The 12,953-nt window shown below is 45.0% G+C and carries 13 protein-coding genes; 8 read left to right on the forward strand and 5 right to left on the reverse strand.

Translation table 11 applies throughout. From position 1 onward, the window contains the following. Positions 1–672: a hypothetical protein gene (locus V6N89_RS03115; RefSeq protein ID WP_338520133.1), complete on the reverse strand. Its 672-nt coding sequence runs from the start codon at positions 670–672 to the stop codon at positions 1–3. Positions 673–881: 209 nt separating this feature from the next. Here V6N89_RS03115 and V6N89_RS03120 point away from each other — a divergent pair, with 209 nt between their 5' ends. Further along, positions 882–2,177: a hypothetical protein gene (locus V6N89_RS03120; RefSeq protein ID WP_338520134.1), complete on the forward strand. Its 1,296-nt coding sequence runs from the start codon at positions 882–884 to the stop codon at positions 2,175–2,177. Between the two features lie 7 nt (positions 2,178–2,184). On the opposite strand, the gene V6N89_RS03125 is transcribed toward V6N89_RS03120, so the two are convergent. Next, on the reverse strand, positions 2,185–2,517 hold the full coding sequence (locus V6N89_RS03125; RefSeq protein ID WP_431189763.1) for a hypothetical protein: 333 nt from the start codon (positions 2,515–2,517) through the stop codon (positions 2,185–2,187). Between the two features lie 177 nt (positions 2,518–2,694). Here V6N89_RS03125 and V6N89_RS03130 point away from each other — a divergent pair, with 177 nt between their 5' ends. Then, positions 2,695–2,886, forward strand: a complete 192-nt coding sequence (locus tag V6N89_RS03130) for a hypothetical protein (protein WP_159624108.1) — start codon at positions 2,695–2,697, stop codon at positions 2,884–2,886. A gap of 1 nt (position 2,887) precedes the next feature. On the opposite strand, the gene epmB is transcribed toward V6N89_RS03130, so the two are convergent. Continuing rightward, a complete protein-coding gene (gene epmB, locus V6N89_RS03135) occupies positions 2,888–3,913 on the reverse strand; it encodes an EF-P beta-lysylation protein EpmB (RefSeq protein ID WP_346993384.1) in 1,026 nt (341 codons plus the stop codon). A gap of 36 nt (positions 3,914–3,949) precedes the next feature. Here epmB and efp point away from each other — a divergent pair, with 36 nt between their 5' ends. The 5 genes from efp to V6N89_RS03160 all read left to right on the forward strand — a co-directional run bounded on the left by efp (position 3,950) and on the right by V6N89_RS03160 (position 9,721). Beyond that, the gene (efp, locus tag V6N89_RS03140) at positions 3,950–4,519 is read left to right on the forward strand and encodes an elongation factor P (protein ID WP_338520135.1); all 570 of its coding nucleotides are present in this window, start codon (positions 3,950–3,952) and stop codon (positions 4,517–4,519) included. 160 nt (positions 4,520–4,679) lie between these two features. Continuing rightward, entirely contained in the window at positions 4,680–5,648 is a 969-nt protein-coding gene (epmA, locus tag V6N89_RS03145; RefSeq protein WP_338520136.1) for an elongation factor P--(R)-beta-lysine ligase, read from the forward strand. Between the two features lie 182 nt (positions 5,649–5,830). Beyond that, positions 5,831–8,377, forward strand: coding sequence for a TonB-dependent receptor (locus tag V6N89_RS03150; protein ID WP_346993385.1), 2,547 nt, complete (start codon positions 5,831–5,833; stop codon positions 8,375–8,377). 157 nt (positions 8,378–8,534) lie between these two features. Then, positions 8,535–9,188, forward strand: coding sequence for a gamma-glutamylcyclotransferase (locus V6N89_RS03155; protein WP_338520137.1), 654 nt, complete (start codon positions 8,535–8,537; stop codon positions 9,186–9,188). Further along, positions 9,185–9,721, forward strand: a complete 537-nt coding sequence (locus V6N89_RS03160; protein WP_338520138.1) for a GNAT family N-acetyltransferase — start codon at positions 9,185–9,187, stop codon at positions 9,719–9,721. Before V6N89_RS03155 ends, V6N89_RS03160 begins: the two co-directional genes overlap by 4 nt. Before the next feature lie 28 nt (positions 9,722–9,749). On the opposite strand, the gene V6N89_RS03165 is transcribed toward V6N89_RS03160, so the two are convergent. Together V6N89_RS03165 and V6N89_RS03170 are read right to left on the reverse strand one after the other, a co-directional pair. Then, positions 9,750–10,358 (reverse strand): peptidylprolyl isomerase, encoded by a 609-nt coding sequence (locus V6N89_RS03165; RefSeq protein WP_338520139.1) that lies wholly within the window; start codon positions 10,356–10,358, stop codon positions 9,750–9,752. Positions 10,359–10,382: 24 nt separating this feature from the next. Further along, positions 10,383–11,591: a methyltransferase gene (locus V6N89_RS03170; RefSeq protein ID WP_346993386.1), complete on the reverse strand. Its 1,209-nt coding sequence runs from the start codon at positions 11,589–11,591 to the stop codon at positions 10,383–10,385. 226 nt (positions 11,592–11,817) lie between these two features. Between V6N89_RS03170 and V6N89_RS03175 the strand changes: the two genes are divergently transcribed. After that, on the forward strand, positions 11,818–12,900 hold the full coding sequence (locus V6N89_RS03175) for a hypothetical protein (RefSeq protein ID WP_346993387.1): 1,083 nt from the start codon (positions 11,818–11,820) through the stop codon (positions 12,898–12,900). The last annotated feature ends 53 nt before the right edge of the window (positions 12,901–12,953 follow it).

A 12,953-nucleotide genomic window follows, 5' to 3' on the forward strand; every position in this document is an offset into this window, starting at 1 on the left:
CTACGACGACTCCAAAGCGCCGCGTTCTTCGCGGCGTTTTAGTATCAGCATCTGTATCAGAACCCCACCTCGCATCACAACACTGGTGCCGTTAAGTATCAGCAGCGGCCAACTTTGACTAATCGGCATGGTTAGCCCAAACATCAGTGTACTGACATCCTTTATCAGAATATTTTTAAACAGTGTGAAGGACAGCGAGCCCACTTTCTGTCTTTGTCGCAGCAACACCCATTGGTGCAACGTGCCTTGAAATAAAATGACGGTGACTACCAACATGAGCGAGTTAGTGCCGAATTGCGCCAAGGCAGGGAAGGGGCGAAAATACATAGACACAAACCCTGCCAGCAGCGACATACCAGCTAAAACAGTAACGGAAGCGGTAAGCTTAGTGCGTCGCTGCGACCATATTTTATAAATAATGATAAGTGTGAGTATGAGTGCCCCACAGCGTGTCCACACCAAATAATGATTAAAGGGTTCGACAGAAATACCGAAAAGAAAGATAGAAAAAAACGCAAAATAACTCGAGCCGAACTGATTTAACGATAGACTGTTATTGGCATCTGAGCACAGGTGTTGGTAATGGCTCATGGCGCGAATTTGCGAGTACAATCCTAACCATGTAAGTAAAAACAAGGCAGCACTTATAAGCCCCATTATGTGATAAGACACGTTAAACGCTCGTTATAACAGTAAAATAAAATAAGAGTGTATCACAGCCCATAAGCGGTGTGTGCGAAGGGGGAATTGTCACTTCTCGCAGCAACAGAACCATTCCTCGCGATAGGCTTGCCATTGAACTTGTTACTGGTGACAGTGTTTAACTTCACGTACTATTAGCGCGTATTTTGATTTATCGCAGCAGGGCTACCTATAAATTTATGATGTTACGCAGTGTAAAATGGCTTTTGATTGGTGTGGCCCTTGTCGTTTTGTTAGTCGCGATTTCTGGAGCGGCTTTTACTTATATGGCGGTTCAAAAAACGCCCTTGGTTGACATTGCCGCGCCCCAACAGCTAGACGGTGCAGATAGCGTAAATGCGTTATTAGAACAGCTCCAACGTGCCTTCTCAAAGCGTAAAGATAGTCATCAGTTAGACCTAACTGAAACCCAAGTAGAGAGTTTAGTGGGCGTGCTTCAACGTGCACTGCCTGATTTCAAAGGGCGGGTTAATATCACTCCAATGGGTGGAACCATTAGTGTTACCTACGCCGTTGGTAATACCGGGCATTTTGTTAATGTGTCTGCCCTTGTGCTGCCGGGCGACAGCTTACAAATAGAGCAGGTGCAAATTGGTGATATGACAATTTCAGGCGGGCTACTACTGCGCTTTCTTGAACGTACCGTGAACTCTTATACTAACTCACAAATAGCAAGTGTAGCCTTGACCCGTGTTGAGCGAGTGTCTATGCGCAACGGCGCGCTAACCCTTGATGTTGGGCCGCTTGACCCACTGTTAACTGAACTCAATGTCGTTAGTCTTAACTTATCTGATCAACAAGAAACTGAGCTTGAAACACTGTCGGCCTATTATCTGCGCTATATATCAGGCAGAGAAATAGCACTAAGTCCAACTTCTGTGTCACTTATCGAATATTTGCGCGAGGGCATGGCAAGGGCGCGCGAACAAAGCCACACACCGCAACAAGCCGTATTGCATAATAAAGCAGTTATCATTGCGTTAGCAGCTTATGTTGGGCATCACCGCGTGGGACAGTTGGTGGGTGATATACAGCCTTATTCAGATAAAGCGATAAAACCAAGAAGTGGGGCTGTGCTCCACAAACGAAATGACTTAGCACGCCACTTCATTATCTCGGCTGCGCTGGAATTGCTCTCGAAGCAAGGGATGTCGCTAGCGATTGGTGAATTTAAAGAATTGATGGATAGAGCCAAAGGCGGCTCTGGATACAGTTTTATCGACTTAGCGGCCGATATGTCAGGGACAGAATTCGCTCGTGTTGCCATTGCAGAGGGTAAAGCACATCAGGTGCAAAATGCGATGGCGCGAATACAAAGTGAACTTGAGGTTATCGTCGCTATCGATGGTTTACCTGAAGGACTGAGTAAAAAAGCCTTTACTGAACAGTATGGAAAGGTAGATAGCGAGGCTTACTTAAACGAAGTAAAAGAGATTGAGCGCAGAATCAGAGGGCTTGAACTCTACGCTCAATAGGTTTTTGTCAGTTTGCAGGTTTTGCACTTAGCGATTGCTGAAATTGTGCCAAGGTGACTAGCGCAATTTCAATTTTCTTCACTAGAGGTCCCAAGGCTTTTTTGGCAGCGTCATCGTCTAAGTCTTTCATTGCCTGCCAATCATTGGCGATTTCTTCTACGTAAGGTCCAAAGCGTTTTGCCGAAGTAGAAAAGCCACTGTCAGATGCAAATACTGCTGCAAACTTTCCTTTTTGATCTTGTTGCAAACTATCTAACATCTGATCGGCATCCACTGCTTTGCGATAAAGGGTTTGCATGGTCTCTTGAAGTTGTTGATGAATAGCTTGCATCTCTTGCATTGACACGCCTTTTAAAGTCGATTCGAAGTTTTTATAAATAATGGTTAAAGTTTCGCCTTTCAAGGCCGATAACCTGCTGTATGTTGAAGTGTGCAAATAACGCACTGTTCAACATGGTGTAAAGGGGGCAATTCTGCCCACTTTTTTACTTTGCTACAAGCAACAAAGGAAAATGGTATGGATCTACAAGGTGCTAGTGCCTCTGGAACGTCCGGTGCGTCACTTGAGTTGGCCTCTCTTAAGCTTGCTAAAAGTCAGCAAGAGCAAGAGGGACAAGCGTCGCTTCAGTTGCTGGAATCAGCTTCTGACGTACCAAAATCGTCATCTTCAAACCCCGCGTTAGGCGCCAACATTGATACCTACGCGTAAGTTACGGATGCAACTGTAAGTCGATAGGCGTTTTGCCAGGTTGCCCGCCAATTTCTCTCACCAGTTTTGGCACCAAAAAGCCTGGCAGGCGCTTTATCGTTTCTTCCATAATACCTCTTGCATCGCCGTCGCTAACATAAAAGTGACTCGCCCCCTGCACTTTGTCCAGCACGTGAAGATAATAGGGTAAAACACCCGCTTCAAAGAGTGCTTCGCTTAGCTGGCTAATCGCTTCTCCGGAATCGTTGATACCTTTAAGTAGCACCGATTGGTTAAGTAGCGTAACGCCTTTTTGTTGAAGCTTGCGTAAGCGCACAACGAGCTTCGAAGATATTTCATTGGCGTGATTAGCATGCAGCACCAACACTTTTTGCATGGGCAGGTTGGAAAACCAGTCCATAAACGCGTCATCGAGCCTGTCTGGCAGAACAACGGGTAAACGTGTGTGTATACGCAAGCGTTTCACATGAGCGATATCCGCTATTTCACTCGCTAGCCAAGCAAGGTGATCATCTTTTGCCATTAATGGATCACCACCTGAAAATATGACTTCATTGATATTGCTATTACCGCGAATATAGTCGAGTACGTCTTCCCATTGGTGTTTGCTAACCGCGTTGTCTGCGTAAGGGAAATGGCGGCGGAAGCAGTATCGACAGTTTACCGCGCAGCTGGTGCGAACCATCAATAGCACGCGCGAATCGTACTTATGCAATATGCCTTTACCCGCAGTGTCGTGCTCTTCAAGCGGGTCTTCGCTATATCCAGGGGACGTTAAAAACTCTTCGCTTAGTGGCATAACTTGCAGGAAAAGCGGATCGTTTGGATTACCTTTTTCCATCAACTCAACAAAATGACGCGGTACACGCATGGGAAAAAGGCGCCTCGCTTTGATGTGCTGGGCATAGTTTTCTTCATCTAAACCCAAATGCTGCAGCAGCTTTGCAGGGTCCGTAAAGCTGAAAGCTAATTCTTTTTGCCAGTTATGCTCTACAGAAATCGGTTTTTTAGGTATTATTTGTTCCACGAAACTTTTTGTACCTTATGTTTAGACAGAGGAATTATGGCTAATTACAGCACTAACGAGTTCAAAGGCGGCCTGAAAATCATGCTGGACGGCGAACCATGCAACATTCTAGAAAACGAATACGTAAAGCCGGGTAAGGGCCAAGCGTTTAACCGCGTGAAAATTCGTAAGCTTATTTCAGGTAAAGTTTTAGAAAAAACATTCCGCTCTGGTGAAACAGTAGAAGGCGCTGATGTAATGGATACAGAGCTTGCCTACTTGTACACCGACGGTGAATTCTACCACTTTATGAATAACGATACATTCGAACAAATTGCAGCGGATGAAAAAGCGGTTGGCGAAAACACAAAATGGCTAGTTGAAAACGACGTTTGTGTTATTACGCTTTGGAACGGTTCACCTATCACGGTAACACCACCAAACTTTGTAGAACTTGAGATCACCGAAACTGACCCTGGTCTTAAAGGTGATACTGCAGGTACTGGTGGCAAACCCGCTACACTTAGCACAGGCGCGGTAGTTCGCGTTCCTCTGTTTGTTCAAACAGGTGAAGTGATTCGCGTAGATACACGTTCTGGCGAATACGTATCTCGCGCACAAAAATAATTGTCCGCCTCATTGATTGGCGGCATTTATGCGAATTGAGAGAAACCGGTGTAACAGCGAGAGCTGACACTCGGTTTTTTGTGTTATTACCACTAATGAATTGGCATAGTGCGCTTGGTATAATATTGCGAATATGCGTAATTACCTTACAGGCACATAGATGCAAGCTTGGCAACCAACCACTTCTCATCAAGCGCGACAGGCGCGAGCAGAACTACTTCGCACTATTCGCGAATTCTTTTACTCTCGCGATGTTATGGAAGTTGATACCCCACTACTATCTCATGGAACGGTGACCGACGAGCATTTAGATGCGTTTGAAACACAGTTCAACTTTGCGAATTCAGGCGAGCCAACAACCTTATACTTACAAACGTCGCCAGAATACGCCATGAAACGCTTGTTGTGTGCGCAAAGCGGGTCTATTTATCAGCTTTGCAAAGCATTTCGACATGAAGGAGAGGGCCGCTGGCATAATCCTGAATTTACCATGCTGGAATGGTATCGACTTGGCTTTGACCACTTTGCCTTGATGGACGAGGTTGACGCATTGCTAATGGCTACATTAAACACATCACCTAGCGATAAACTAACCTATCAGAACGCGTTTATCACTTACTTAGACATCGATCCACTTAATACATCTGATGAAGCGCTGTTAAAGGCGATGGAACTGCACAATATAGACATACACCAACCGCAAATGCTGAGTTTTGACAGCAAGCTACAGTTGTTATTTAGCTACTGTATTGAGCCTCAAATTGGAATGAAGAAGCCTTGCTTCGTCTACGACTTTCCAGCATCACAGGCTGCACTAGCTAAAATAAGCCCTCGTGATAGTCGTGTCGCAGAGCGCTTTGAGGTGTACTTCAAAGGTGCTGAACTGGCCAACGGTTTTAACGAGCTAAGTGCCTTCGAAGAGCAACGAATAAGGTTTGAGAAAGACAATCAGAAACGACAAAGCGCTGGGTTGGCGACAAAACCATTGGATGAGCACTTCCTAAACGCACTAGAAGCTGGGTTGCCTGATTGTGCGGGTGTTGCCTTGGGAATAGATAGACTGCTTATGCTCAAAATAAACGCGACGCATATTAAAGACGTTATCAATTTCCCTGTGAGTCGTGCCTAACCATACGTGGGTTAATTAAGCGACTACATTCATTAAAAACGCTGCTATAGCACTTAATCTTTGATTAAATTTCGTTAAACGTGCTTTTTATGGCGATTGACGGTTGTTGACTTCAAAGGACTGATGCTGAACAATGTTACAGTATCACAAAATAATGTTATAACATCCTCAGAGGAAAACCCATGATTATGCGTTCACTGCTAAGTTTAACGATAGCAGGGCTGTTAAGTGCGCCTGTTTATGCTACCACTGTAACAGGTAAGGTGACCGATACGGCAGGTCAGCCTGTGGCTGGAGCTGAAGTCAAAATAGAAGGTACGCGACGCGTTGCTTACACTGATGAAAATGGTATGTATCGTTTCGATGACGTGCAACAACCGCACATCCACCTTCACGTATACTCATCAGAGCATATTCATGGCGACAATGACCTTGGCGATGTTAGTGCTGACCAAAATGTCGATTTTGTCTTGCAACCTTCTTCGGTTGAAAACATTGTAGTAACCGCTAACGCACTTCAAACCTCAGTACTAGAATCAGTGACACCCGTTACCGTTATAAGTGCTGATAAGCTACGTAAAGTTGAAGCACCCACCTTAGGTGAAACGTTAAAGAATTCTCCTGGGGTTCACAGTACCTATTTTGGTCCAGTATCAAGTAGTCCTATCATTCGTGGTAACGATGGCCCTCGTGTCCGTATTGTACAAAATGGATTGGACGTATCTGATGTATCTCGCGTAGGCCCGGACCACAATGTAGCAACAACATTAGCTGGCGCAACACAAGTTGAAATTTTGCGCGGTCCAGCAACGCTACAATACGGTAGCGGTGCTATCGGCGGTGTCGTTAACGTCGTTGACAAGCGTATCCCTCAATATGCAGTTGAAGGTGTAAACGGTGAAGCAGAGGTCAGCTACAGTACGGTAAATGAAGGCAAATACACGCGCGGCGATGTAACCGATGGCAGCGGCAACTGGGCATGGCATGTAGATGGCTTTTATCGCGACACAGAAAATGCTGACATTCCCGGTTTTGCATCTATCGACCCTGATGAAGATGAGCCGAATGGTGAATTAGAAAGCAGTGCAATGGAAACTAGCAACATTGTTGCAGGGTTGTCATATGTAGCTGATGAAGGCTATTTCGGGTTTGCGGTTGAAAAACTAGATAATGAATATGGCGTACCAGGGCATAGCCACGGTCACAGCGAAGAAGAGCATGATGACCATGACGAAGATGGTCATGACGATCATGATGAAGATGGGCACGATGAACACGGCGAAGAAGGGGTATTGCTTGACGTTGATATGACACGATATCAAATGGCAGGCGAATGGCACTCTCCGGTTCAGGGGTTAACCAACCTTAAATTTGCTGCCTCTTACACTGATTATGAGCACGCTGAAATTGAAGACGGCGAGCCGGGCACCGTATTTACCAATGAAACCAGCGATATTCGTTTATCGGCGTATCACGAAGAAATCAATGGATGGCACGGTGTGTTCGGCCTTCAATTCAACTACAGCGATTACAATGCAGTCGGTGAAGAGGCTTTTACGCCAGCTAACACAACGTCTAGCTTTGCGCTTTATGTTGTAGAACAGAAAAAAGTTGGCGATGTTACGTTTGAACTGGGTGGACGTCTTGAGCGAACTACACTTGACGCTGACGACAGTGAAATCGAATTAGATATCGCGCACGAAGAGCATGACGACGAACATAATGAGCACGATGATCATGAAGAACACGAAGGTGAAGATCATGACGATCATGAGGGTGAAGAGCACGAAGCTCACGAGCTTGCGTTTAGCTTCCCAGACTATGATTTTACCAGCTTATCATTGTCAGCAGGTGCGAACTGGGAATACACAGAAGGCCACTCTGTAGCGGTAACCTTATCACGCAGTGAACGTGCTCCTAGCCAACAAGAACTGTTTTCAGCGGGTCAGCATTTGGCAACCCAAAGCTATGAAGTAGGTTTGGTGTTTGATATGGACGAAGAAGGCCATATTGAAGAGTCACTTAATAGCGTTAAAGAAGAAGTCAGTACCAACCTAGATATTACGTTCCGTAAGTTCACAGGCGATTGGGGATACAGTGTTTCATTCTTCTACAACCAAGCCGATGACTACATCTTCCAAACCAACACAGGTCTTGTTGCACTTAGTGAGCATGGCCATGATGAGCACGAAGATGAAATGGACATGCATGACGATGAACATGAGCATGAAGATGAACATGAAGGCGAACATGGTCATGACGAACACGGTGATGAGGAAGGGCTTCCTGTTTACTATTTCCAGCAAGCTGATGCTGATATCTGGGGCTTCGAAGCTGAGACCTACGTCGATCTAAGCGATACGCTGCGTCTTACTGTTTTCGGTGACTACATTCGTGCAGAAATCGAAGATGACAACTTGCCGCGTACTCCGCCTATGCGTTTTGGAAGTGAGTTGAGCTACGTAAACGATGGCTTGACCGCTGACGTCGGCTTCACATGGTATGACGATCAGAAGCACGTGGCGTCTTTTGAAACAGCAACTGACGGATACACATTGATTAATGCAAGCGTTCAATACGAATTTGCAAGCCAAGGTGTCGATTGGGTACTTTTTGCTCGTGGTGAGAACCTGACTGACGAAGAAGCTCGCGTACATACGTCTTTCTTGAAAGACCAAGCACCATTACCTGGTAGAAACTTCACAATGGGTGTGCGCGCTCTGTTCTAATCAATCGAAACGCAACATGTTTTCGTAGAAACAAAGGCGGTGTGAAAACACCGCCTTTTTTGTGTTACTTTCAAAGGATATTCGGTACGCACTAAATGCTAGTAACTAATTATAACTTGCATTCATAACTGACATTTTATACACGGCGAGATAGACAGTGAACGTAACGGAACGAGAAATTGGACAATGGTTTGAAGACCTTAAACATGAACATATTGTTCTGGGCTACGGTAGTTTATTAAGTAAAGACAGTCGAGAGCGCTACTCAAACATCTTCACTCAAGGTATTCCTGTTACAGTAAGCGGTTTTGAACGGGCTTGGGTTACTCGTAGCGAAAGTGAAGCACAAACCTATGTCGGTGCAGTTCCCAAGGCTGAGGCTGCCCTTAATGCACAGCTAATACCCGCCAGTCTTAATCCAGCGTTACAGGCAAGAGAGAAAGATTATCGCTTTGTTCGAGTAAAAAGCCACAGCATTATCTTTAATGATATCGTCTCAGCCGATATCGACAGTGTGTTTGAACAATTAGAAAAATGCTCATTGTGGATTTGCGAAACATTGGATTGCCATGCACCCAATGACGAATACCCGGTACATCAAACCTATGTGGACACTTGCTTGTCTGGGTGCTTAGAACATGGCGGTATTCATGAAGCAAAAGCCTTTGTTGAACACACCAAATTGTGGGACCATCCCAGAGTAAATGATAGAGCGATGCCCAAGTACCCTCGCAGTGCTAACGTTAAAAAAGAGGTGCATCAAACTATTGATTCGTTGCTAGAGCATATTGATGAAGAGAGGGCGTTTTGAGCACCCAATTGCACCTTGCGAATACTGATCTTATAAGCGAAAGACTGTGCTTACGTTTACTTCATTTTGGCGATAAACACTGGGTCTTGCGACTACAGCAGGATGATCTTTGGGTCAGATTTATTGGTAGCCGCGGTGTCAATACACTAGATGATGCATGTGACTACATCGAAAGGACCAATGCACAGCGCGCAGAGTGGGGGTACGGTTTATGGGCTGTAGAGGATAAGCTCAGCCAACAGCCGCTCGGTGTATGTGGACTATTTAATCGATTTGCGTTTGACTGTCCTGATTTAGGCTTTGCGATGTTACCTGAGGCGCGCGGAAAGGGAATATGTAAAGAGGCGTGTAGCCGGGTTATTGAATGGGCCGAGTCACAGCATTATGGTTTTTTAACCGCAATGACACACCCAGAAAACGAAGCATCACAGCACGTACTTAGACGTGTTGGGTTTCAAAAGCATGGCGCTTACTTTGATAAAACATTTCCCAAACAGCATTTGTTTTGGATAGATTTACCGAAGGCACGCTAGCGTTAGCGTGCCCCAGTAGTCCTTGCCCTTACATGGGGGGAAGGACGGTAACTTTTTTAATAATGATAGGGTCAATGGGGACGTTGTTAGCGTTCAGGCGAAGTGAGTACTCAGTTTCAACTTCAGACATCGCGTCAACCACATCTTCGCCCTCAACAATGACGCCGAATACGGCATAACCCCAATCTCTGCCTGGGTTAAGGCTACTATTATCATTCACGTTAAAGAAAAACTGACGATTAGCGGTATGAGGGTCATTTTGCCTTGCCATTGCAATAGTGTGTAAATCATTGGTTAACCCATTGCCCGATTCGTTAAAAATATCCGGGAAATTCGATTTGCCGTTAAAGTCTGCAGTGTAACCCCCTCCCTGAACAACGAAACCAGGCACAATACGATGAAAAATAGTGTCTTCGTATGCGCGTTTGTCCACATAACGCAAAAAATTATTCACAGTAATAGGCGCGCGTCTTCTATCTAGTTCCACAACAATATCGCCCATTGTAGTTTCAAATTTCACACGGGGATAATAGTTGTCAGGTTGTACATGAGAGCCATCATCTTTTGAAGCAGCAACGGCGGTTGCGCTGATAATAAACGTCAAAAATGCGAAAAGATAACGTTGTGTAGTCTTCATGAATAATCCTCTTTCTGTGCGTGACTAGCGTTTAGCTGTGCCTAAGATAACGAACTTTTTATCGCTAGCAAGCACCTTTGTACCGCCAAACAATTTTTTAAGCTTAATGTGGTAATCGAGATGTCGGTTTCCCACCACCACTAAATGACCACTCTTAATTAGAAGCTCTCTAGCGTCGCTAAACATTTGCCACGCGATATGGTCCGTAATAGCATTTTGTTGGTGAAACGGTGGGTTACACAGTATTTTGGTGACTGCTGGACGGTTTTCTCGCCCAAGTAGACTTTCTAAGCAGTTACTTGCGACAAATTCACATTGGTCTATTTTGTCTGGAAAATTATTGAGTACATTCAGGCGTGCGCTTTCTAACGCCATGTATGACTCATCAACAAAAATAACTCTAGCGTCCGGCGCTAGCGCAAGTGCATTTACGCCAAGCACACCATTTCCACACCCTAAATCCACCACAACATCATTTGCGCTAACTGTCATGTGCTCAAGCATAATACGAGCGCCAATATCGAGAGATTGACGTGAAAATACATTGGCTAAGTTATCTAAAACGAGAGACTGCCCCGTGGTGCTCCTTGCTTCCCAACGTGTCGGGTATGGAGATTTTACCTGAGTTAATTTATCCGGAGTGGCAAAGATAAGCCGAGACTTCTTTTTCGCCAGAGATGTTGTCGTAGTCCCAATATACTTTTCAAACAGCGCCAGCACCGACTTAGTAATACTTTTGACTTTACCTGTCGCGACAATTTGAGTGCGTGGGGTAATAAAACGCTGTAAATCGATAAGCTGTTGCTCAAGTAACGCCAGTGCTCGAGGCACTTTCAGAACGACCATGTCGATATCGTTTTCAGGCGAAAACGAGAGACTGTCCACGCTTGTCAGCGTTTTAAGCGGAGCTTGAATGGTGTTGTCATTAACACTTGGGCTTAATGCATTTGCCGTTAAGTTTTCTAATAAAGAGCGATAAGCGATATACGAATCTGATACCCACCATGGGTTGAGATGCGCAAACCAGCAGCCCAGTGTGCCAAAGTCATCATTGAAAAACATGAGTTTAGGATTATCTGCTTCTGCAAGTGCGCCTTCACTAAGCGCGCTCTCGACATGCTCTATGACTAACTCATCAGCACTGTCCCACGCCTGCAAACTAACATGCTGATGTTTTTCTGGATAGCGAATAAGCGTGAGTTGACGGTCTGCAAATAAGAATTCTGTATTCATTGAAGTGTGCTTGATTGACTCGTGTACGGTGTTAAACGGTAAAAGTTGTCACGGCGAAAGCCTAAACTACGTGCGTGTAGAATACCATTTTCGCGAAGTCTCTGCTGCGCTTTACTTACTCATTTTAAGGTAAACGTTTACTTTGTTATTGGTATGTGAAAATATTGTTAAATAAAGCTTGTCCGACCACTCGAAACTCGCAAAACTATAAAAACGAGGAACAACCATGAATAAACGTCACACCCTACTGTGGACGATGCTATTAACGTTATTTTCGTTTCATGTAAAAGCAGAAATAACATTCCCTAATTCTGTGTACAGCAGCCTAGATTACGGTCTCTACTGGTTTGATTATAACGACGCAAAAAAAGCCATAGCAGGTCAATCTAATCCGTATTACAGCAGCAATAAAAAAACGGTAATTTATATACACGGATGGCAAAACGGCTCGGTGACAAACCGAACAAGGGAAACGTTAAACCGCAACCGAGTAGGTGGCCCTAATCAAGATTTGGCTTGGTATTGGTTAGATAGAGGCTACAACGTGGGGATTTTGTATTGGAACCAGTTTGCTGATGAAAGTGAAGTAAAAGATGCCGAGGCAAAAATTCATGCGACCAACGGGCCGCGCGGTATGCGTTGGAAGTCATCCAACGGTAGTTATAGCTCGGGTCCGAATCAGTCAGTCACACAGTTACTATACACATCTTTGTTAAACGGTTTACCTAACTTTACTGGGTCGGAACTTCGAATAGCAGGGCACTCCTTGGGTAATCAACTTGCGCTCACTATTTCTGGCAAACTTAACACGGCAGTAAATCAAGGCAGTTTGTCAGGTGCTTATCGGCCAGATCGCATAGCGCTGCTAGACCCGTTCTATTCTATTGGAAGCAAATCATACTTAAACAATCAATGGACTGGCGAGAGAAGCAAGGCACTTGTTGATACACTAAAAGCAAAGGGCATTGCGATAGAGGCATACCGAAGCTCGCCCGTTACCAGTACATTTCTAGCGGGTGATAACAATGCTAGTCTAATGAACAGTATTGCCTTTTCAGAGCTTAAGCCATGGAATTTTAACTGGTGGCAAGTTGCTGAAAAGCACGGTGCAGCCGTTACGCATTATTTCTGGTCGCGTGCGTTCAGTCCGCTTACCTTAGATCGCAGCAGCACACAGGTACCCAGCGCCTCTGCTAGCAACAGCGTCATCAAAACATGGATGAACAAAAACAAAGGGGTTATCCAAGATAGCGGCGCGTGGAGTGCTACACCCGCCGACGATGATTTTAAAGAAAAATCACGCTTGTAATAAAAACCTGAAAATTACGCTGAGGGCAATAACCGAAGCTTATTTCCCATTAG

This window comes from Alteromonas gracilis, from assembly GCF_036870955.2.
Classification (GTDB): Bacteria; Pseudomonadota; Gammaproteobacteria; order Enterobacterales; family Alteromonadaceae; genus Alteromonas; species Alteromonas gracilis_A.